This is a genomic window from Pseudomonas sp. P4_B4 (genome assembly GCF_056402255.1).
Genome location: NZ_JBFUHS010000016.1, coordinates 198868 through 220695, shown reverse-complemented (window position 1 = coordinate 220695; position 21828 = coordinate 198868). Strand labels below are relative to the sequence as shown.

Annotated in this window: 19 protein-coding genes and 1 pseudogene; 7 read left to right on the top strand and 13 right to left on the bottom strand. The window is 61.1% G+C overall.

Annotated features, from left to right (window positions below):
* The 5 genes and pseudogenes from AC1DVE_RS18630 to AC1DVE_RS18610 all read right to left on the bottom strand — a co-directional run.
* Positions 1–113 (bottom strand): annotated as a pseudogene (locus AC1DVE_RS18630) (IS110 family transposase); the annotation flags it as partial.
* A 149-nt stretch (positions 114–262) separates the two neighbouring features.
* Positions 263–1597 carry a sigma-54-dependent transcriptional regulator gene (locus AC1DVE_RS18625; RefSeq protein WP_223459589.1) on the bottom strand — a complete coding sequence of 445 codons (1335 nt, stop codon included), beginning with the start codon at positions 1595–1597 and terminating at the stop codon, positions 263–265.
* Positions 1591–3357 carry a sensor histidine kinase gene (locus tag AC1DVE_RS18620; RefSeq protein ID WP_477784115.1) on the bottom strand — a complete coding sequence of 589 codons (1767 nt, stop codon included), beginning with the start codon at positions 3355–3357 and terminating at the stop codon, positions 1591–1593. Before AC1DVE_RS18620 ends, AC1DVE_RS18625 begins: the two co-directional genes overlap by 7 nt.
* 446 nt (positions 3358–3803) lie before the next feature.
* Positions 3804–4022, bottom strand: coding sequence for a hypothetical protein (locus AC1DVE_RS18615; protein ID WP_223534401.1), 219 nt, complete (start codon positions 4020–4022; stop codon positions 3804–3806).
* A 165-nt stretch (positions 4023–4187) separates the two neighbouring features.
* Positions 4188–5711 (bottom strand): fumarate hydratase, encoded by a 1524-nt coding sequence (locus AC1DVE_RS18610; protein WP_223459575.1) that lies wholly within the window; start codon positions 5709–5711, stop codon positions 4188–4190.
* A 370-nt stretch (positions 5712–6081) separates the two neighbouring features.
* Between AC1DVE_RS18610 and AC1DVE_RS18605 the strand changes: the two genes are divergently transcribed.
* The 3 genes from AC1DVE_RS18605 to AC1DVE_RS18595 are packed head-to-tail and all read left to right on the top strand — an operon-like array spanning position 6082 to position 8895.
* Entirely contained in the window at positions 6082–7188 is a 1107-nt protein-coding gene (locus AC1DVE_RS18605; RefSeq protein ID WP_223459573.1) for a GGDEF domain-containing protein, read from the top strand.
* Positions 7181–8116, top strand: a complete 936-nt coding sequence (locus tag AC1DVE_RS18600; RefSeq protein ID WP_223459571.1) for an iron-sulfur-binding ferredoxin reductase — start codon at positions 7181–7183, stop codon at positions 8114–8116. Before AC1DVE_RS18605 ends, AC1DVE_RS18600 begins: the two co-directional genes overlap by 8 nt.
* Positions 8117–8145: 29 nt before the next feature.
* Positions 8146–8895 (top strand): enoyl-CoA hydratase-related protein, encoded by a 750-nt coding sequence (locus AC1DVE_RS18595; RefSeq protein WP_477784113.1) that lies wholly within the window; start codon positions 8146–8148, stop codon positions 8893–8895.
* 208 nt (positions 8896–9103) lie between these two features.
* Here the strand turns inward: AC1DVE_RS18595 and pyk are convergent, their stop codons facing one another.
* On the bottom strand, positions 9104–10555 hold the full coding sequence (pyk, locus tag AC1DVE_RS18590; RefSeq protein ID WP_150726740.1) for a pyruvate kinase: 1452 nt from the start codon (positions 10553–10555) through the stop codon (positions 9104–9106).
* A 209-nt stretch (positions 10556–10764) separates the two neighbouring features.
* Between pyk and AC1DVE_RS18585 the strand changes: the two genes are divergently transcribed.
* Positions 10765–11148, top strand: a complete 384-nt coding sequence (locus AC1DVE_RS18585) for a tetratricopeptide repeat protein (protein ID WP_223532173.1) — start codon at positions 10765–10767, stop codon at positions 11146–11148.
* A 232-nt stretch (positions 11149–11380) separates the two neighbouring features.
* On the top strand, positions 11381–11740 hold the full coding sequence (locus AC1DVE_RS18580) for a PilZ domain-containing protein (protein ID WP_223459565.1): 360 nt from the start codon (positions 11381–11383) through the stop codon (positions 11738–11740).
* A gap of 37 nt (positions 11741–11777) precedes the next feature.
* On the opposite strand, the gene AC1DVE_RS18575 is transcribed toward AC1DVE_RS18580, so the two are convergent.
* The 6 genes from AC1DVE_RS18575 to AC1DVE_RS18550 are packed head-to-tail and all read right to left on the bottom strand — an operon-like array spanning position 11778 to position 18491.
* On the bottom strand, positions 11778–13106 hold the full coding sequence (locus tag AC1DVE_RS18575) for a DUF58 domain-containing protein (RefSeq protein ID WP_223543114.1): 1329 nt from the start codon (positions 13104–13106) through the stop codon (positions 11778–11780).
* Complete coding sequence (locus tag AC1DVE_RS18570) at positions 13103–14104, bottom strand: AAA family ATPase (RefSeq protein ID WP_477784112.1); 1002 nt, start codon at positions 14102–14104, stop codon at positions 13103–13105. Before AC1DVE_RS18570 ends, AC1DVE_RS18575 begins: the two co-directional genes overlap by 4 nt.
* Complete coding sequence (locus tag AC1DVE_RS18565) at positions 14101–15264, bottom strand: DUF4350 domain-containing protein (RefSeq protein WP_477784111.1); 1164 nt, start codon at positions 15262–15264, stop codon at positions 14101–14103. Before AC1DVE_RS18565 ends, AC1DVE_RS18570 begins: the two co-directional genes overlap by 4 nt.
* On the bottom strand, positions 15261–16805 hold the full coding sequence (locus AC1DVE_RS18560) for a DUF4129 domain-containing protein (protein WP_477784110.1): 1545 nt from the start codon (positions 16803–16805) through the stop codon (positions 15261–15263). Before AC1DVE_RS18560 ends, AC1DVE_RS18565 begins: the two co-directional genes overlap by 4 nt.
* Positions 16792–17769, bottom strand: coding sequence for a stage II sporulation protein M (locus AC1DVE_RS18555; RefSeq protein ID WP_477784109.1), 978 nt, complete (start codon positions 17767–17769; stop codon positions 16792–16794). Before AC1DVE_RS18555 ends, AC1DVE_RS18560 begins: the two co-directional genes overlap by 14 nt.
* Positions 17766–18491, bottom strand: a complete 726-nt coding sequence (locus AC1DVE_RS18550; protein WP_223459555.1) for an RDD family protein — start codon at positions 18489–18491, stop codon at positions 17766–17768. The genes AC1DVE_RS18555 and AC1DVE_RS18550 overlap by 4 nt, the downstream gene beginning before the upstream one ends.
* Before the next feature lie 200 nt (positions 18492–18691).
* Between AC1DVE_RS18550 and sbcB the strand changes: the two genes are divergently transcribed.
* Entirely contained in the window at positions 18692–20122 is a 1431-nt protein-coding gene (gene sbcB / locus AC1DVE_RS18545) for an exodeoxyribonuclease I (RefSeq protein ID WP_223459553.1), read from the top strand.
* 99 nt (positions 20123–20221) lie between these two features.
* On the opposite strand, the gene mvaT is transcribed toward sbcB, so the two are convergent.
* Positions 20222–20599: a histone-like nucleoid-structuring protein MvaT gene (mvaT, locus tag AC1DVE_RS18540; RefSeq protein ID WP_007933316.1), complete on the bottom strand. Its 378-nt coding sequence runs from the start codon at positions 20597–20599 to the stop codon at positions 20222–20224.
* A gap of 336 nt (positions 20600–20935) precedes the next feature.
* Between mvaT and purU the strand changes: the two genes are divergently transcribed.
* Positions 20936–21784: a formyltetrahydrofolate deformylase gene (gene purU, locus AC1DVE_RS18535; protein ID WP_223459551.1), complete on the top strand. Its 849-nt coding sequence runs from the start codon at positions 20936–20938 to the stop codon at positions 21782–21784.
* The last annotated feature ends 44 nt before the right edge of the window (positions 21785–21828 follow it).

Here is a 21828-nt window from a genome sequence, read left to right as displayed (position 1 = left end):
AGCGTTACCCGATTGAATTTTTTTCGGTACAGCTCGTGACCACGATCATCCTGTGCATGTAGATGAAAGGTGTGTTTTCCCAAGTCGATGGCGGCAATAGCTACTTTGTTCATGGCAACGATCTCCGATGAGCCCCCTGCGAAAGCTTAGTGGGCGATCACAGGGGGCAGCGGGGGTAGCCATTTCATTAGTGGATCTGTGTACGCCGAACATTGTGGGAGCGAGCTTGCTCGCGATGGGGCCGGAGCAGACACCAAAAAAATCAGGTCTCGGGCAAAAACATCTCCCGACTCAACCCATGCCGCTGCATCTTTTCATTGAAGGTCCGGCGCGGCAGTTGCAGTTCTTCGAGCACCGCTTTCACATCGCCCTTGTGCCGGGTCAATGCCGCGCGCAGGCATTGCGCTTCGAACGCTTCCTGCTGCGCCGCCAGTGACTGGCCGGGCTCGATGCCCAAGGGCTCCGGCTCACCGAGCCCCAATACCTGACGCTCGGCGACGTTCGCCAGTTCGCGTACGTTGCCCGGCCAGTCGTGACTCAGCAGGTGACTCAACTGCGCGCCGCTCAACGGTGGAAATTTACGTCCCAAGCGTTCGGCGGCGTTTTGGGCAAACGATTCGAACAGCAAGGGTATGTCTTCACGGCGTTCGCGAAGCGGCGGCAAGCGCAGCTCGGCAACGTTCAAGCGATAAGCCAGGTCTTCGCGAAAACGTCCGGCGCGCGCCTCGTCAAGCAGGTCCGGTTTGGTCGCGGCAATGATGCGCAAATCCACGCGGATGCTCTGGTTCGAGCCCAGCCGTTCAAGCTTTTGCTCCTGCAACACCCGCAGCAGTTTCACTTGCTGGGCCAACGGCATGCTTTCGATTTCATCGAGAAACAGCGTGCCGCCGTCGGCGTACTCGAGCTTGCCGATGCGCTTGCCGGACGCCCCGGTGAACGCGCCGCTCTCGTGACCGAACAGCTCGGCCTCGAACAATTGCTCGGGAATGGCCGCGCAGTTGAGTGCGACAAAGGGCTTGTCGGCCCGCGGCCCGAAGTCGTGCAGGCAACGCGCGACCAGTTCCTTGCCGCTACCGGTTTCGCCGCGAATCAGCACGTTGACCGGCAGTGCTGCCAGGTCCAGCACCTGCCGCCGCAGGGTCTGCAAACCCCGGGACACGCCGAGCAACGTGGCATCGAGCTTGGCGCGGTTATCCGCCTGCTCGTGCAGCGCGCGGTTTTCCAGCACCAGCCGGCGCTTGTCGAGGGCGCGGCGCAGGCTGCCGAGCAGGGTTTCCGGGCTGAAGGGTTTTTCGAGGAAGTCGTAGGCACCGTCGCGCATGGCTTCGACGGCCATCGGCACATCGCCGTGGCCGGTCAACAGGATCACCGGCAAATCGGCATCCCGGCGTTGCACCTCGGCCAGCAGTTCCAGGCCGGTCATGCCAGGCATGCGCACGTCGCTGAGAATCACCCCGGCAAAATGCCTGGGCAATTGTGCCAGGCACTCATCGGCGCGGCTGAACAGCTGAACCTCGAAACCCGACAGGCTCAACCATTGCTCGACGGCACTGCGGATGCTGCTTTCGTCGTCGACCACGATCACTGAGTTCAGCATGGTTCATGCACCTCCAGGTCGATGGGCAAGGTCACGGTAAACACGGCCCCTTTGTCATGATTGTCGGCGCTCAGGCGTCCGCCGGATTCGTGAACGATGGCAAAGGACACGGCCAGTCCGATGCCCAGGCCTTCGCCCACCGGTTTGGTGGTGAAGAATGGATCGAAGACTTTGGACAGGTTCTCTTCGGCGATACCGCCACCGTTGTCGATTACGCTCAGGCGCCACAATTGCTCGTCGGCTTCGAGGCGGATTTCCAGGCGTTTGCAGGGTTTATCCTGCATCGCATCGAGGGCATTGCGCAGCAGATTGATCAGCACCTGTTCCAGGCGAATCGCATCGCCACGCACCCAGGCCGGGCGGGTCAGGTGCAGCACGGTGCTGACCTGTTCGTCGCGCAACCGGGTGTCGAGCAGTTGCAGCGACTGGTCCACCACCGCCGCCAGGTCCAGGCGTTCGCGCAAACCGCTGGGGCTTTTGCGGGCGAAGGTTTTCAGGTGGCCGGTGAGGGCCGCCATGCGGGTGAGCATTTCATCCACCGGTTTGAGCGCCTTGTAGGCGTCGTCGATGCGACCGTGGTCGAGCAGCAGCCTCAGAGTAGCAAGCTGCATGCGCTGGGCAGTGAGCGGCTGGTTGATCTCATGGGCCAGGGCGGCGGACATCTGCCCCAGCGCCGCGAGTTTGGCCGACTGCACCAGGCCTTCCTGGGCGGTGCGCAGGTCGCGGGTGCGTTCTTCTACCAGTCGTTCGAGTTCTTCGCGACTGCGCTGACGCAGTTTGGCCAGGCGCCAGCGCTGGTTGAGAAACAGCAGCAGGAACACCAGGGTCAGCCATAGCCCGGCCGCGGCGAGCGCGGCGTTGCGGCTGTCTTCGAAGGCAACTTGCGGGCGACGCAGCAGGTGCAGGGTCCAGCCCTCGGTACTCAGCGGTAGGGATTCCCACAGGTAATCGGCCTTGCCATCCGGGCCATCGACCCGAGCCAGGTCACTGTTGTCGTCGAAACGCCGCAACGATTGAAACTCAAGCGGCGTCAGCGGCTGCTTGTCGTACTGGCGGGTGGTCTTGAGTTCGGCATGATCGCTGTCGCTCAGCGGCTTGAGCAGGCGATAGCGCCAGCCCGGCTGGTTGGCGATGAAGATGATCCCGCGGGCATCGCTGACCAGCAGCGTGTCGCTGCCCTGACGCCACTCGCGTTCCAGTTCGGGAAATTCCAGTTTCACCACCATGGCACCGAGGAACTGGCCGTCGTCATCGCTGACCGCGCTGGAGAGGAAGTAACCGGGAATCCCGCTGGTCACCCCCACGGCATAGAAGCGCCCGGTGCCCTGGGTGCGGGTCTGGTTGAAATAGGGACGGAAACCGTAGTTGTGGCCGACATAACTGCTGGGCAAACGCCAATTGCTCGCCGCTACGGCGAGGCCGGTGCGATCGAGCAGTTCCAGGGTCGAGGATTCGGCGGCGCCGTTGATTTTTTCCAGTTTGCGGTTCAGCGCATCCTGCTGCTCGGGACTCACCGGGCCTTTGAGGGCGTCGCGCAATTGCGGGTCCAGCGCCAGCACCGAAGGCAGGGCGCGGTAACGTTCGATCAGGGTATGCAGGGACGTGGCATACAGCGCCAGTTGCTGATTGGCGCGAGCCGCGTCTTCGACCATTGACTGGCGCACGGTGTGGCGCATGGCCAGGGTGGCGGCGATGGCGGCACCGGCGATGATCAGCAGGGTATACAGCGTCAGGCGCAGGAATCTGGAGGTCGGGAGCATCGAACGGAAATCGGACAAAAGATAGGAGGCGCAAGATAGCATGCGGACTATCTTGCGCCAGATCTCATCTCACTGCGCCCTGGTGGATACCTTGCGCGTTCAACGATTCATGTTTCGTTTCATCTGCTCCAGTTTATCTGTCAGTTTCCCCAACGAAACTACCGATTTTCTGGGGTTACTCAGATCATCATTTTTCAAGTGTGCTTCATGCATTCTGTCGGCCTGTCCGGTCTGCTCAGCTAGGCTGTCACCTGGAGCCGGTGAAAACGCATGAGTGTTTCACGGAGAAACGTTTCCCATGCTAAGGGGGAAACTCGACGGGTAGATGGCCGCTGATGAGTCACCTTGTGCGGCGTTACCCCGAGAACATTCCCAAGCGTTTCACTGTGAAACGCTTCGAATGACCAGCACCTCACGCGCGGCACCGCCCTCGAGCATGGCGCGCATCAAAACAACCCCGCTTGGATTTTCTGCTGCAGCAGCGTAGCCAGTTCCCGACTGGGGTATTGGGCTTGCAGTCCCCAGGCTTTACAGCCGAGTGCATGCCGAAAAGCGCCGGCGTCCGTGAGGTCCTGAACGCTCCCACACAGCCGACAGCGCACCAGCGGGCCGTCGAGTGTCCAGTGTTTATTCCAGGATTCCAGCGGCAGGTAGGTCACGGACATTCAAAGCTAGGCCTTTGGCGAGGTACGACAGGAGCTGCGTGCGTGTAAAACCACTTATTACAAGTGATGGTAGGCCAGTCCCCGGGGGGTGGTGACCAGCAGGTACAAAAAAAGCCGCGCTGTCGTACAAACAGCGCGGCTCTTTTTTAATCAGCGGTTAAGTGCTTACTGCACTTCCACCGCCAGGCTTTCACTGATCTTTTTCTGCCAGATGGCAGGACCGGTGATGTGTACCGACTCGCCCTTGCTGTCGACCGCAACGGTCACAGGCATGTCTTTCACGTCGAACTCGTAGATCGCTTCCATACCCAGTTCGGCGAAAGCTACCACGCGGGATTTCTTGATCGCTTGCGCCACCAGGTAAGCCGCGCCGCCGACTGCCATCAGGTAAACGGCTTTGTGGTCCTTGATCGCTTCGATTGCGGTAGGGCCGCGCTCGGATTTGCCGATCATGCCCAGCAGGCCAGTCTGCTCGAGGATCTGACGGGTGAACTTGTCCATCCGCGTGGCGGTGGTAGGACCTGCCGGGCCAACCACTTCGTCACCGACCGGATCGACCGGACCGACGTAGTAGATGAAGCGACCCTTGAGGTCCACCGGCAGGGTTTCGCCCTTGTTCAGCATCTCGACCATGCGCTTGTGCGCGGCGTCGCGACCGGTGAGCATCTTACCGTTGAGCAGGACGGTTTCGCCCGGCTTCCAGCTCTGTACTTCTTCCGGGGTCAGGGTGTCGAGGTTGACGCGGCGGGCCGACGGACCGGCTTCCCAGACGATTTCCGGGTAGGCGTCCAGCGGTGGTGCTTCCAGCGAGGCCGGGCCGGAACCGTCGAGCACGAAGTGCGCGTGACGGGTGGCGGCGCAGTTCGGGATCATGCACACCGGCAGCGAGGCGGCGTGGGTCGGGTAGTCCATGATCTTCACGTCGAGCACGGTGGTCAGGCCACCCAGGCCCTGGGCGCCGATGCCCAACTGGTTGACCTTCTCGAACAGCTCCAGGCGCATTTCTTCAATGCGGTTCTGTGGGCCACGCGCCTTCAGCTCGTGAATGTCGATGGATTCCATCAACACTTCCTTGGCCATGACCGCGGCTTTCTCGGCGGTGCCGCCGATGCCGATGCCGAGCATGCCCGGTGGGCACCAGCCGGCGCCCATTTCCGGGACGGTTTTCAGCACCCAGTCGACGATCGAGTCGGACGGGTTGAGCATGGCCATCTTCGACTTGTTCTCGGAACCGCCGCCCTTGGCCGCCACGTCCACTTCCACGGTGTTACCCGGAACGATGGAGTAGTGGATCACGGCCGGGGTGTTGTCCTTGGTGTTTTTACGAGCGCCCGCCGGGTCGGCGAGGATCGAGGCACGCAGGACGTTTTCCGGCAGGTTGTAGGCGCGACGAACGCCTTCGTTGATCATGTCGTCCAGGCCCATGGTGGCGCCATCCCAGCGCACGTCCATGCCGACACGCACGAACACGGTAACGATACCGGTGTCCTGGCAGATCGGGCGGTGGCCGGTGGCGCACATGCGCGAGTTGATCAGGATCTGTGCCATCGAGTCGCGGGCCGCTGGCGATTCTTCGCGCAGGTAGGCCTCGTGCATCGCCTGGATGAAATCCACGGGGTGGTAATAGGAAATGAATTGCAGGGCGTCGGCAACGCTCTGAATCAGGTCGTCTTGCTTGATCACGGTCATGAGTCGCGCTCCTCTAAAAGACGGGAACATTCAATAAGGTGCTTGCAGCTTGGGTGCATCGGTCGGTTGCAAGCACCTTTCAAGGCACGCCGGGCAAGCTGGCGCGACGCTAAAAAGGCGCGGCAGTATAACGCGCCTTGCGGACAGGCACACGCGCCGACAGTCAATCGTTGGTCGCATGGAAGGCGCTTAAAGTGGCAAGTTACGAGCGGCAAATGTGTGGTGAAGGCTTTTGTGGCGAGGGGTGTGCAAGGCTCGGACCGTCGATCCCGAAAATTGAATGGTCATTTATCGGTCTTGCCACTAAAGTGACATACGGTCTGTAGAGTAGGACGCTCTGTCAGTCTCCTTTCATTTGGTGAGTCAACGATTGACCCATAACGCCATCCAGCGCCTTTTGCTTAAACGTTTCGCCCTCGCGGCCGGCACCTATGCCCTGGCATTGTTGCTGCTGTGGCTGGCGTTTTTTACCGGTCACTACGATGCACCGCTTTCCAATGTCGCCATCGGCAGCGCGCTGGTGGTGATCAGCCAGGTCACCCTGTTCGCGGTGTTCTACAGCGGCTACAACCTGCGTTTCGCCGACCCCAGCCTGACCGAGGCGCAAGTGTTGCTGGGGCTGGGGTGGCAAACCTGGCTGATCGCCCATCTGGACGAAGCCCGGGGCGCATTTCTGGTGTTTTACGTGCTGATCCTGCTGTTCGGCCTGTTCCATCTGTCACGCCGATCTTTAGTACGATGCGCGCTGCTGGTGTTTTTCAGTTTCAGTGCGATCACGCTGTGGGAGGTCTACCACTTCCAGCTGCCTGACCCGGCCATGGCGGTGTTGCAGGTCTGTGTGCTGTTCATCGTGCTGGTGTGGCTGGTGCTGTATGCCCGCTATGTCCAGGCCTCGCGACAACGCATGCGTCAGCGGCGTTTTGCCTTGCAGGCGCACCAGGACACATTGCGCGGGATGATGCGCCAGCTCGAAGACCTGGTGGCTACCGACGAGCTCACGGGTCTGTTCAATCGCCGGCATTTCCTGCGCCTGGCGTCCCGTGAGCTGAACGCCATGGACGCGGGTGTCGTGCATGGCCTGGCGCTGATCGACCTCGACCATTTCAAGCGCATCAACGACCTGTACGGTCATGCCGCCGGCGATCAGGTGCTGCAAGCCTTTGCCGGCGTTGCCAGCGCATGCCTGCGCGACGGTGATGTTCTGGCCCGTTACGGCGGTGAAGAGTTCGTGGTGCTGCTGCCCGATTGCGATGCCGACAGTTTGACATCGTGCTGCGAACGGCTGCGCATCGCGTTCACCGATGTCGAGTTGATTGGTCTGAATGTGCGCAACCTCAGTCTGTCCGCCGGCATGACCCTGCTGGAACGGGGCGACGACCTCGATGACGCCCTGCAACAGGCCGATCAGGCGCTTTATCGCGCCAAGCGTGACGGCCGCAACCGATGCGCGGCAGCGTGGGAGAACGTCGATGCCTGAGCTGCGGGTCGGCGAGCGCCACTGGTCGGTGGCGGCGGGTAGCAATTTGCTCGACGCGCTGAATCAGAACGACGTGCCGGTGCCTTACAGTTGCCGCGCCGGCAGTTGCCATGCGTGCCTGGTGCAGTGTGTGCGGGGGCTGCCGAGCGACAGCCGCCCCGATGCCCTGAGTGCACAGCAGCGTGAACAGGGTTGGCGCCTGGCATGCCAGTGCCAGGTGGTCGAGGACTTGCAGGTGCACGCCTTCGACCCGCAAACCGATGGCCGACCGGCCGAAGTGTCTGCCGTCGATTGGTTGAGCGCCACGGTCCTGCGTCTACGCGTAATCCCCCAGCGACCGTTGCGCTATGGCGCCGGCCAGCACCTGGTGTTGTGGGCGGGCATCGTGGCGCGGCCGTATTCTCTCGCCAGCCTGCCGCAAGAAGACCGTTTTCTGGAGTTTCATCTCGATTGCCGCAAGCCCGGGGAATTCAGCGATGCAGCCAGGCAATTGCGCATCGGCGATCCGATCCGTCTCGGTGAACTGCGCGGCGGCGCCTTGCATTACGACCCCGACTGGCACGCCCGGCCGTTGTGGTTGATGGCGGCCGGCACCGGATTGGGGCCCTTGTTTGGTGTATTGCGCGAAGCGTTGAGGCAGGATCACCAAGGCGCCATCCGCGTCATCCACCTGGCCCATGATGCCGATGAGCACTATCTGGCCAAACCTTTGCAAGCCATGGCCGCCAGCCGTCCGAACCTGAATATCGAACTGTGGACCCCGGCCGAGTTGCCAGCGGCTTTGGCGCAACTGCGGCTTGTTTCCCGGCAAACCCTGGCCTTACTCTGCGGAGCCCCCGACAGTGTCGACGCCTTTGCCCGGCGCCTGTACCTGGCGGGATTGCCGCGCAATCAACTGCTGGCCGATGTATTCCTGCCCCGTGGTTGAGCGCTGACTTTTCAGACGCGAGACCTGCCATGACCGATGCCATCCAAATTGAACGCGAACACGGCCTGTTGACCCTGCGCCTGAATCGCCCGGACAAGAAAAACGCGCTGACCCGCGCCATGTACAGCCACTTGGCCGAGGCGTTGAAACAGGCCGACAGCGACCCCGGGATCAATGCCGTGCTGATCACCGGCTCTGCCGAATGCTTCACCGCCGGCAACGACATCGCCGACTTCATCCAGCAACCGCCGAACGGCCTCGACAGCCCGGTATTCCAGTTCATGCGGGGCCTGCTCGAATGCCGCAAACCGGTGATCGCCGCCGTGGCCGGAGCGGCGGTGGGCATTGGCACGACGATGTTGCTGCATTGCGACCTGGTCTACGTCAGCCGTGACGCACGCCTGCGCATGCCGTTCGTCAACCTTGGTTTATGCCCGGAGTTCGGCTCCAGCCTGATCCTGCCGCGCTTGCTTGGGCAGGCCAAGGCGGCGGAGTTATTGTTGCTCGGTGAAGGCTTCAGTGGTGAACAGGCGGCCGCGTGGGGCATTGCGTCCGAAGCGCTGGGCAGTGGCGAAGAAGCCTTGGCCAAGGCGCGGGAGATGGCGCTGCGCTTCGAGTCGCTGCCACCGGAAGCGGTGCGCATCAGCAAGCAATTGATGAAGGCGCCGGATCGGGAGCTGTTGCGCAAGGTAATTGAAGAGGAGGGGGCGTTGTTTACTCAACGGCTGCGTTCGCCGGAGGCGTTGGCGGCGTTGACGGGGTTTATCAAGCGGCACTGAGTCTTCGCTGACTGGGCCGGCCCCATCGCGAGCAGGCTCGCTCCCACAATGGCCGGCGTTTTCAGCAAATTATAGGATCACCACAAGTCCCCTGTGGGAGCGAGCCTGCTCGCGATGAGGTCGGCCTGGACAACACAACTATCGGATCAGAAAGCAAAAAGCCCCGCCATTCACATGGCGGGGCTTTTGTTTTTCAGCAACCGGTCACTCAGACCATCGGATCGCCAACGTGCAGGATCTTCATGCCGTTGGTGCCGCCGGTGGTGTGGTAGCTGTCGCCTTTGGTCAGGATGACCCAGTCGCCTTTCTGTACTACGCCGCGCTTGACCAGCTCGTCGATAGCTTTCTGGCTGACTTCGTTCGGCGCCAGCGAAGCCGGGTCGAACGGGATGGTGTACACGCCACGGAACATTGCCGCGCGAGCCTGGGCTTCGCGGTGTGGGGTGAACGCGTAGATCGGCACCGAGGAGCGGATGCGCGACATGATCAGCGGGGTGTAGCCACTTTCGGTCAGGGCGATGATAGCTTTCACACCCGGGAAGTGGTTGGCGGTGTACATGGTTGCCAGTGCGATGCTTTCGTCGCAGCGCTCGAACTCTTTGCCGATGCGGTGGCTGGAGGTCTTGCTGGTCGGGTGCTTTTCGGCACCGATGCAGATGCGCGCCATGGCCTGAACGGCTTCCAGCGGGTACAAGCCAGCGGCGCTTTCGGCCGAGAGCATCACGGCGTCGGTGTAGTCGAGCACGGCGTTGGCTACGTCGGACACTTCGGCGCGGGTCGGCATCGGGTTCTGGATCATCGACTCCATCATCTGGGTCGCGACGATCACCGCCTTGTTGTGGCGGCGTGCGTGCAGAATGATCTTCTTCTGGATGCCCACCAGCTCGGCGTCGCCGATTTCCACGCCCAGGTCACCACGGGCAACCATCACCGCGTCGGACGCCTTGATCAGGCCGTCGAGGGTTTCGTCGTCGGCCACGGCTTCGGCGCGTTCGATCTTCGCCACCAGCCAGGCAGTGCCGCCGGCTTCGTCGCGCAGTTGACGGGCGTATTCCATGTCGGCGGCGTCACGCGGGAAGGAGACCGCGAGGTAGTCGACTTCCATTTCCGCGGCGAGCTTGATGTCGGCCTTGTCTTTTTCAGTCAGGGCCGGAGCGGTCAGGCCGCCACCGCGACGGTTGATGCCTTTGTGGTCCGACAGCGGGCCGCCGATGGTCACGGTGCAATTCAGTTCGGTGGCCGTGGCGGTATCGACGCGCATCACCACGCGACCGTCGTCGAGCAGCAGCTCGTCGCCCACGCCGCAGTCCTTGACCAGGTCCGGATAGTCGATGCCGACCACTTGCTGGTTGCCTTCGGTCAGAGGATGGCTGGTGGAGAAGGTGAATTGATCACCGATCTTCAGCTCGATCTTCTTGTTGGCGAATTTGGCGATACGGATTTTCGGGCCTTGCAGGTCACCCAGCAGGGCGACGAAGCGACCGTGCTTGGCCGCGAGGTCACGCACCAGCTTCGCGCGAGCCTTGTGCTCGTCGGGGGTGCCGTGGGAGAAGTTCAGGCGGGCGACGTCCAGGCCAGCCAGAATCAGCTGTTCGAGAACTTCCGGCGAGTTACTGGCCGGGCCAAGGGTGGCGACGATTTTGGTACGACGGACGGACATGCAAAGACTCCTGAGTTCAAGCGCTGAGTGAGGCTACTATGCTCCGAGGGTGTAGTCATTGTTCGTTTGCACTACTTTTTCGTGAAGAGCTTGGTTTTCGTGAAGAGCCTGGTTATTGCCTTCTTTATTGAGCCTGGCAACTTCTCGCTCCTGCAGCCTGAAGATTTCCGACCATGGGTCGATACAGGGTTCAAGACAGGAGATCCCCCATGCGATTCGTGCTCATTGCCGCCCTTGCCATCATCGCCCTTAGTGTCACGGGCTGCACCCGTTGGTCGATGAACCATCATTTGAACAATGCCTACAGCGCCTATGACCGGGGCAATTGCGAGCAGGTGATGCTCGAGCTGTCCAAGGTCGAACGCGACAGCCGCGCGCGGCCTTACGTGTGGCCGGAAGTGTCGATGATGCGCGGTCTGTGCCTGGAGCGACAGAAGATGTTTATCGACGCGGCCCAGACCTATCAGTTCATCATGGCGTCCTATCCGCAGAGCGAATATGCCTACCGCGCCCGTGCCCGCATTGAAACCCTGCAGAGCCTGGGCCACTACCCGACGCGCAGTGCGGCGGCAGTTAAACCGACGCAGTTCTGATGGTGATAACCCTCCAATCGCTGGCTCACCGGCGGTGCTGAGCTATAGTCCAATGAACCGGTTTTAGAGCCTTGTCTCTGAACCGGGGCAACACCTGTGACCGGCACAAGCAGGACTCAGCGCTGTCAGGATTGGCGCACCGGAAGCGGGGAGAGCGGGCAAAGACTTATGCATACCCGTTCCGAAGCAGTAGTGCGGCTCTGCTTAAGAGCCTTGCATAGCGAAATTGCACATGTTCACCGACCGCCGAATCGAGCGGCATCAACTGCCGTACTTCCTGAAAGTGTTCAACGGCATCACCGGCAAACCCATCGGCTACCTGGGCAATGTCTCCGAAGACGGGCTGATGTTGATCAGCCTGCTGCCGATGATGATCGGCGCGGACTTCACCCTGCGCCTGAAAATTCCTGCCAGCGAAGGTGGCCAGCGGATCATCGACCTGCAGGCCTGTTGCCTGTGGTGCCACGAAGACGCGACCCCCCAACATTACGACACCGGGTTCAGCCTGCAACGGGTGCCACCGGAGTATGGGCAACTGGTGGAGGCGTTGAAGCAGTATTTCAGTTTTCTGCCGTTGCCGGCTTCGGCTTGAGATCACTGGAAAACCGGCAGTGGGTGATTGCTCAGGCTCAGAGTCCAGTTCTTTTCCAGCCCAGGTACCGAGTCACCAACTCTGCCCCCAACTCACCGGGCCGCGCATCCATCACCAACACTCCATGAGCGTTCAAGCGCTCATGGAGTTCGGCGCGTGCATTCAGGTAGTCCACGGTCCCGCAATAGGCCAGCGCCTCGGGCAAGGTCTGCACCGGTGACTGACGCAGGGTGTCGAGCACGTCTTCACGCAGGCTCGCGACCAGCACCTGATGCTGCCGGCTCAGGCGGTTGACCGCCGAGAGCAATTCATCGTCGTCCTCTTCGCGCAGATTGGTCACCAGCACCACCAGTGCCCGGCGTTTTTGCCGTGCCAGCAGTTGCGTTGCCGCAGCTTGATAGTCGGCGCTGCGTTGGCTGCTGTTCAAGTCATAAACACTGTTGAGCAGGGTGTTGAGATGGCTGGTGCCTTTTACCGGCGCGAGGTAGCGCGGCTGCTCGCTGGCAAAGGTACTCAGGCCTACTGCATCGCCCTGACGTAGCGCGACGTAGCTGAGCAACAGACAGGCGTTGAGGGCGTGATCGAAGTGCGACAGTTCATCATCCTGGCTGCGCATGTGCCGGCCGCAGTCGAGCATGAAAATGATCTGCTGATCGCGTTCGTCCTGATACTCCCGGGCAATCGGCGTGCGCTGGCGGGCGGTGGCTTTCCAGTCGATCTGGCGCAGGCTGTCGCCCTCACGAAATTCGCGCAATTGATGGAATTCCAGGCCCAGGCCCCGTCGTTGTTTCTGGCGGACGCCAAGCTGGCTGAGCCAGTTGTCCACCGCCAGCAACTGCCCTCCATACAAGCGGGCGAAATCTGGGTAGACGCGGGTGGCATCGGGCAGGTCGAGCAAGCGTCTGTCCGACCAGAGCCCCAAGGGGCTTGGCAGGCCGATTTCGCAGTGTTCAAAGCTGAAGTGGCCGCGCTTGAGCGGGCGCAGGCGATAACCGGCCAGGCTGTGCTGGCCGGGTTGCAGTTCGACCGTCAGGGGCAGGTTTTCGAAGCCCAGGCCTGGTGGCACGTGGTCGAAGACTTGTACGTTCAGCGGTTGTGCAAAGTCGTGTTCGACTGTCAGTTGCACCTCGCTCCATCGACCCAGCGCCAGGCTGCCGGGCAACTGGCGTTTCAGCCGGGGCGAAGGCCGGCGCTTCACGCGCACCGCATCCAGCAGGGCCAGAACCAGCAGCGCCAGGAGCAACCCCCAGTTGATCGCCATGAGATTCGCCGGAACCGCGAACTCCAATGCCCGCAAAGTACCCGACACAATGCCGCAGGCCAGCAGGATCAACAGCCAGGCGAGCATCAGGCGCGAGGGTTTCACAGGCGCGGCGCCGGCACTTGGTCGAGCATCTGCTGGAGTACCTGATCGACATCCAGGCCCTCGATGTCCAACTCCGGCGCGATGCGCACACGATGGCGCAGCACGGCCAGGGCGCAACCCTTGATGTCATCCGGAATCACGAACTCACCACCACGCAGCAGTGCTCGGGCCCGGGCACATCGCACCAGCGCGATGGACGCTCGTGGGCCGGCGCCGAGAATCAAGCCGGGCCAGCTGCGGGTAGACCGTGCCAGGCGCACGGCGTAATCGAGCACCTGATCGTCCAGCGCCAGGTCGCTGGCAATGCGTTGCAGGGCCAGTACATCCTTGGCCTGCAACAACGTACGCATCGGTTGAACGTCGAGCATGTCGGCCCGGGTCGAGCGGCTGACCTGACGCACCATGTCCAGCTCTTGCTCGGCGTCGGGGTAATCCATGCGTACTTTGAGCATGAAGCGGTCCAGTTCAGCTTCCGGCAAGGGGTAAGTGCCTTCCTGTTCGATCGGGTTTTGCGTGGCGAGCACCATGAACGGTTGCGCAATCGGCAACGGCTGGCCTTCGAGGGTCACTTGCCGTTCCTGCATGGCTTCGAGCAGTGCGGCCTGGGTTTTCGCCGGGGCACGGTTGATCTCGTCGGCCAGTAGCAGGTTGGTGAACAACGGCCCCTTGCGCAGCTTGAATTGCTCGGTCTGCAAGTCATACACCGCATGCCCGGTAACGTCGCTGGGCATCAGGTCCGGGGTGAACTGGATGCGCGCGAACTCACCGCCGAAGCAACGGGCGAGGGCACGCACCAACAGGGTCTTGCCCAAACCTGGTACGCCCTCGAGCAACACGTGGCCGCCGGCGATCAGCGCGGTCAGGACGTCGTCGATCACGCGGTCCTGGCCAATCACTGCTTTTTGCAATTCTTTGCGTACGGCCTGGGCCAGATGGCCGGCACGCTGACGTTGTTGAGCGGCGTGGCTCGGTACGTCAGGCTCGATCGGTTGACTCATAGGGCGTTCCTCAAGGATTGCAGGTGGGCGACCTGATGGCTGAATTCAACGCTGGAAAGCCGTTGCTTCGGTCGCGGGCTCATGGCCTGGCTGATAGCGCGTGTGGGTTGGCCGGTCAGGCGCGCGAGCACCAGCCATTGTTCGGCAACGCCGAGTTGTTCAAAGCCGGGATGACGACGCCGCACACGCCGCAGGATGTCTTGCTGCAAGGCTTGCAACAGGCCGGCCTGACCGTTGCGGCGCAACAGGAAATCGGCGCTGGCGCGCAGGTGCTCCTGCAATTGCCGACGCGCTTTTGGTGCCGGTTCCAGCAGTGGCCCCTGACGCACGCCAAAGTGCCAGAAACCCAGGCCGATCAAGGCGAACAACGCGACCAGCGCCTGGGGGAAATAACGCAGCAGCAAGGTCAGCAGGCTGTCGTGATCGGTGTTGAAGATCAGCGTCACGCGGGTATCGGCGGTCAGGTACCAGAGCAACCAGGCGTTGTCGTACCGGTCGATGGCCGGGGTTTTCCACAGGTCGGCATCGGTGACCACGATGATCGAACCCAGCCCGTGGTTGAGTTGCATCATGTGCGTGGCCTTGGCGCTGTTGGCCCAGGCCAGGGCGAGGTTTTTCGGGTCTTCGAGATGGAACGCCGTATCGAAACCGGCGTAGGCCGGGGCGTCTTCGTTTTCCAGATAGAGCTTGGTCAGTTGCGGGTACGGATCTGCGCCGACATTCGGCGGCGGGTCTTTGAGGTCTTTGCTCAAGGACTGGTGCAGTTGCACCCGGTCGAGCAGCAGGTCATTGCTATGGCCGAGTTTTTCATCCCACAGCGACTCGGCGACGAACAGAAGCCGCCCGCCGGCCCGGGTCCAGTTCATCAGCTGGTCGATCTGCCGTGGGGTCATGTTGTAGCGGTCCCCGAGCAACAGCAGGCTGCGTTGACGTGGGTCGAGACTGGGCAGGATGTCGAGGCCATTGGCATGGTCGACGCTCAGGCCTTGTTTGCGTAAAAAGAGCTCCGCCGCCAGATAAGGGTTAGCCCTGGCTTCGGGGGCCGGACCGTGGTCGATTTCGGTCTGGTAGGGGGTAGCCTTGAGGTACAGATAAACGCTCAGCGCAGCCAGCAACACGGCGATCAACGGCCCGGCTATGGTGCCCCAGCGCCGACTCAACGGACAGCCTCCGGGCCGAACAGAACACGCCAGCCGTTACACAGTTCCTGCTGCACCTGAGCGGGTGGCAGGCGATGACCGTAGGCCATGTTTTGCCAGTGCCCGGTCAGGTTTTGGCTGTAGGCCAGCAAGGCCGGCTGCTGCAGTAGCTCGACACGCCGAAGCACCTGGCCTTCGGTGTCGGCGGCTTTGAGCGCGATGTTGAAGTCGTGCAGCAAACGGCTGAGCAGGGCGCGATAGAGCAATCCGAGCGCTTCGCGCGGATGGGTCTGCCAAAGACTTTCGGCGTGGGCGGCGATGTCCGCGGGCAGGGACTCGGGCTTGAGGTCCATGCCGAATGCCTGCTGCGGTAACGGTCGCGTGGCTTTGTTGTCGGGGATCGGTCGTCGGCTGACGAACGCCTGCAACCAGTCGCGATAGCGCCAGATCAACAAGCCTATGGCGCCAATGACGATGCCCCACAGCACGATTTCAATCAGGGTCGCCAATGCCCCGAAACGTTGCCCCTCAAACAGCTTCAACAGTGCCTTCAACCATTGTGGTGTCTTGCCATCGTCCGCGGCTTCAGCACTCGGTTGTTCTTCGCCAAAGCGGTAGCGCGTGACCGATTCCCGGTTCTTGAAAGGCGGCTGTTCGAGGATCGCCTTGATGCTGTTCATGGAGGCTTGGCTGGTCAGGGGCTGGTCCAGCAGGCGCGGGCTGTCGGGTGAGATGGCCCGTTCGGCGGCCCACGCGCTGTGGGCGGGCGGCATCAGCAAAATCACGGCCATCAACAGGACAGCGCCTGCACTGACGAGGCGCTGGCGCATTCGGCGGAACACCAGTTCGATATCCCAGGCCTCCAGCACGGTGCGCCGGTTCAGGTACAGACTGAAACCGCAGGCGACATAGATCGGTTCCCAGACCACCAGCACCAGTGCATAAAAGGCGTTGGTCAGGTGTTCCAGCCAGTACCAGTCCTGGTTGGCCGCGGAGATCAGCGACTGCCAGCTCCAGTCGAGCGCGACCTGTTGTGGCAGCAGCAGATAGAACAACACCATCAAGCCGATCCACAACGCGCCTTCCAGGTGCGCGCCGATGATCGTCAGCCAGCGTGCGGCGCCAGCGTCTCGCTGCAACAGCACCTGTAGACGCTGCTGCCGTTGCTGGCCGTTGAGCCCTTCGAGCTGCACCACCGGCATCATGAAACTGCGGGGCAAACTCAGGCGTCGCCAGGTCAGGCTGGCCAGCAATTGCGGTTTGAGCAGGTGTGGCCATTGGTGCAGGGCCTGCTTGAGCGTGGGTGTTTCACCGAACATCGCCTGGGACAGGATGTATAAGGGCAGGCGTTCGAACGCTGGCTTCAGCCACCAGAAAATGAATACGGCGAGAGAGGGCGAATCCCAGAATCCCCAACTGAGCAGCGCGAAAACCGGCAAGGTGACCAAGGCCCAACTGGTCATCAACAGGCGTCGGTGGCGTTGGCTCAGCAGCACCCCAAGGTCCATGGCTTCCCAGGTCGAGCGCGGGCGAATCACCACCGTGGCGTCACTCAGGCGCATGGCGGTGACGTCCGGCACACACGAGATAAACCACCACCAGAAGCCAGAGCGCCGCGCCGACCAGGTACTTGGTCTGGTGCGAAGGGCCGGTCATTGACGACCAATAAGCTTCGATAAACGCCGCGATCAACAGAAACAGCATGACCCCGCAGATCAGCAGCACACTCTTGCGCGCAGCCAATCGCAAGGCCTCGGCCCGTGGCAGGCGCCCCGGGGCGACCAACGCCCAGCCCAGCTTCAGGCCGGCGGCACCGGCCAGGGCAATGGCGCTGAGTTCGAAAGCGCCATGGCCGATCACGAATGACCAAAAGGTTTGCCCGTAGCCGACGTAGGTCAGGTGCCCGGCCACCGCACCGATCATCAGGCCGTTGAAAATCAGAAAAAACACGCTGCCCAGGCCGAACAGCAAACCGCTGGCGAAGGTCTGAAAGGCAATGCCGATGTTGTGCATGATGTAGTAGCCGAACATCGCCCAATCCTCACTGGCGGCCCGTTCCGCCGTGCGCCCGAGGTGACCGGCAACGGGGTCGTACATGCTTTGCATTTCACTGACCTGCTCGGCGGGGATCAGGTTGTAGACCAGGTCCGGGTACAGGTACACCAGCAGCGCGAAACCGACCAGGCTGCCAAAGAACATCAGGCTGGCGGCGAGGACAAAACGCCACTGTTCGCGCACCAGTCGCGGAAAGTCGGCCAGGATGAATGCCAGCACGTTGGCCCCCAAACGGCTGCGATGTCGGTAAAGCTGTTGGTGTCCGCGCAGCACTTGTTGCTGCAAGGAATCGATCAGAAAACTGCTGTAGCCACGCTCCCGTGCCAGTGCCAGGTGTTGGCAGAGGCGTCGGTAGTCCTTCGGGAAACTGCCGGCCCCAGTGGCTTTCCTGTCGTGCTCCAATTGCTCGAGCAGGCGAGTGAACTGTTCCCATTCGGCCTTGTGCCGGCTTTCAAAAAGGCTTTGCTTCATGTCGGCCCCAACAAGCCGCGGGCGATGCCGTTGAGCTCGGTCACCGCCTGCGGGGGCTGGACTTGCAAGGGTTGGGCAAGAATCGAAGCCAGTTCATTGACTCGCGCTTCGGAGAGTTCACCCTGGCGCTCGGCAAACCCGAGGATGGCCCTTTGCTCGGTGAGTGTCAGGACAAAGGCCGGGCGACGCGGCTGGGCTTCGGGGAGTTCGGGGCGGGTATGCGATTGTTCGCGGTAGATCACCAGGGTCCCGGCGGCGATATCGCCGAGGCGCTTGAAGTGGGGATGTTGCAGGCAACTGATGGCCCCGAGGAAGTAACCGAACGGCAGCAGGTCGACAACGCGCAGCAGGTTGCGCAGCAGCGATGCGGACCAGCCGACCGGGGTGCCATCGTCGTGCACCACCCGCAAGCCCATCCATTGCTTGCCCGGCGAGCGGCCGTGGTTCAGCACCTCGAACAGCACCATGTACCACCAGCTCACCACGAACAGCAGGATCGAACCGAGCCCGGCCCCCAGTTTGCCGAGCATCGCCAGTGCAATGAACAGCACGCCCAGGACCAGGCCGCGCAAACCAAGATCGATGGAGAATGCCAGCGCACGGACCATCAACCCGGCCGGGCGCAGTGGCAGGTCGACGCCCTCCGGCGTTTCGACCCGGTACCGCGTATCCAGCGGTGGTGACAGCGGCGCAGTCCCTGGCAGTGCTGTGGTCTCGAGCATGGGCAACCTGATAATGTGGCCTGGATCGGGATTGTGTATCCATTCGATGCTAGCAGCCTATTCGAGGGGCGGGGGCGGGGGGAAACGACATAACTATGTATTGCATGGTGAGTCGCGCGAGGTGCTTGAATGACAAGACTACTGGCCGGGGCGGGAGGTGAACGCCTAGACTTTGCCGATCTTCAGTTCAGGAATCGCCCGTGACCTCCATCTTCTGGTACGACTACGAAACCACTGGCATCAATCCCCGTTGCGACCGTCCGTTGCAAATGGCCGGCCTGCGCACTGACTTCGATCTCAATGAAATCGACGAGCCGGTCAACCTTTACTGCCAGCCCAGTGATGACATCCTGCCGCATCCGGCTGCTTGCACGATCACCGGAATCACTCCCGGGCAACTGCAGGCGCAAGGCTTGAGCGAAGCCGATTTCATGACCCGGGTGCATGCCCAACTCGCGGCGCCCGGTACCTGTGGCGCGGGGTATAACACCTTGCGTTTCGATGACGAGATGACTCGCTACAGTCTGTACCGAAACTTTTTCGACCCCTATGCGCGGGAGTGGCAGGGCGGCAACAGCCGCTGGGACCTGATCGATGTGGTGCGCGCCGCCTATGCCTTGCGCCCCGATGGCATGGTCTGGCCGACCGATGACGAGGGGCGGGTCACGCTCAGGCTCGAACGCCTGACCGCTGCCAATGGTATTGATCATGGCAATGCCCACGAAGCGCTGTCGGACGTTCGCGCGACGATCGCCCTGGCGCGCCTGATACGGGAAAAACAGCCAAAGCTGTACGACTGGTTGTTTCAACTGCGCAGCAAGCAGAAAGTCATGGACCAGATACGCCTGATGCAACCGCTGGTGCATGTTTCCGGGCGATTTTCGGCCGCGCGCAGCTATGTGGGTGTGGTGTTGCCGCTGGCCTGGCACCCGCGCAACAAGAACGCCCTGATTGTCTGTGATCTGCACCTCGATCCCCAAGGCCTGCTCGACCTGGATGCCGAAAGCTTGCGCCAGCGCTTGTATACCCGCCGCGACGAACTGGCCGAAGGCGAGTTGCCGGTGCCGTTGAAGCTGATTCACATTAACAAGTGCCCGGTGGTGGCACCGTTGTCGGTACTTCGCAAAGAAGACCAGCAACGCCTGGGGCTGGATATGGCGCTATATCAGCAGCGGGTGTTGCGGCTAAATGACGCGCAGAAAGTTTGGCTGGATAAAATCCTGGCGATTTATGCTCGCGAAGACTTTTCCCCGAGCCAGGATCCGGAGCAACAGTTATATGATGGATTTATCGGTGATCGGGATCGGCGATTGTGTGAACAAGTCAGAACCGTTGACCCGATGCAATTGGCACAAGAGCAGTGGCCTTTCGATGACGAACGTTTGCCTGAATTGCTGTTTCGATATCGCGCACGCAACTTTCCCGAGACGTTGAATCCCGAAGAGCAGGAACGCTGGCGAATATTCTGTCAGAAACGTTTGTCGGAACCCGAGTGGGGGGCGCCAAATACCCTTGAAAGTTTTGTAGAAGCCACGGCCCAATTGAGCGTTAGTGCTACTCCGTTTCAGCAGGGGGTGCTCAGTGAGTGGCAGGATTATGTCCAGGGACTGCGCCAGCGTTTGCATCTTTGAAATCGAACATGCCAGGGCTTAAATACCCCGCAAAAAATAACGCCAGCATTTGCTGGCGTTATTTTTTGTCACGGATCCGTCTGCGACAAGCTCTGAGGCTTAGCCCAGCAGGGTAGCCCAGCCTTCCACCACGTCACCGCCCCACTTGGCTTTCCACTCTTTCAGAGTCTTGTGGTTGCCACCTTTGGTTTCGATGACTTCACCGTTGTGCGGGTTTTTGTATTGTTTAACTTTGCGAGCACGTTTGGTGCCGGTAGTTTTCACTGCACCGCCGCGTGGTGCCTTGGTTTTGGATTCTGGATCCAACAGCGCGATGATGTCACGCAGGGACTTGGAGTACTCGCCCATCAGGGTGCGCAGTTTGCCTTCGAATTCCAGCTCGGTTTGCAGTTTGTCGTCTTGGGACAGGTTCTTCAAACGGGCTTGCAGCTCTTTGATAGCTTCTTCGGTGGCGCGATATTCGTTGATCAAGGACATGGTGACTACCTTATGTTGTACGCTGGATGGCAGGTGACAGTGCGGCAATAATAGTCACGGTGTTTCATCAAGTAAACATTTAAGGCAAGTTTATTTAATTTAATTGCCGGGGTTTTGGCGCGCATTGGTAATGCAGTTATTAGTGTGGTCCCGGTCTGACAGATATACATAAATTAACAATTGACCGGTACCGCTAGAGCATCCGGGCGAACCGGTACCGGTACTGCCCACCCTGCCGCACCGACCTTCCGGCGGGGCGAAACGTCAACAATACTGCAGTTTTGCTGCGCAATCGCTAGAATGGCGGCCTTTGCGAAGTTCTGGAGTTTCCCCCTCATGCGCACTTTTCGTCTGGTGATTTCTTGCCCGGACCGTGTTGGCATCGTTGCCAAAGTCAGTAACTTTCTGGCATCACACAACGGCTGGATCACTGAAGCGAGCCATCACTCGGACAATCTCAGTGGCTGGTTCTTCATGCGTCACGAAATCCGTGCCGACTCCCTGCCATTTGGTATCGAAGCGTTTCGTGAGGCCTTTGCCCCGATCGCCGAAGAGTTCTCTATGGACTGGCGCATCACCGATACCGAGCAAAAGAAGCGCGTGGTCCTGATGGCCAGCCGCGAGTCGCACTGCCTGGCCGACTTGCTGCACCGCTGGCACAGCGATGAACTGGAATGCGAAATTTCCTGTGTGATTTCCAACCATGATGACTTGCGCAGCATGGTGGAGTGGCACGGTATTCCGTACTACCACGTCCCGGTCAATCCGCAGGACAAGCAGCCAGCCTTCGCCGAGGTTTCGCGCCTGGTCAAGCAGCACGACGCCGAAGTGGTGGTGCTTGCCCGCTACATGCAGATCCTGCCGCCCGAGTTGTGCAGCGAATACGCGCACAAGGTCATCAACATTCACCACAGCTTCCTGCCGTCGTTCGTCGGTGCCAAGCCGTACCACCAGGCCTCGCTGCGTGGCGTGAAGCTGATCGGCGCGACCTGCCACTATGTGACCGAAGAGCTGGATGCCGGCCCGATCATCGAGCAGGACGTGGTTCGCGTCAGCCACAGCGACAGCATCGAAGACATGGTGCGTTTCGGCCGTGATGTCGAGAAAATGGTGCTGGCCCGTGGCTTGCGTTATCACCTGGAAGACCGCGTGCTGGTGCACGGCAACAAGACCGTCGTCTTCTGACGGACCTGCGGCACAGTTGAAATTCGAAGGGCCTGGGCGTTCAA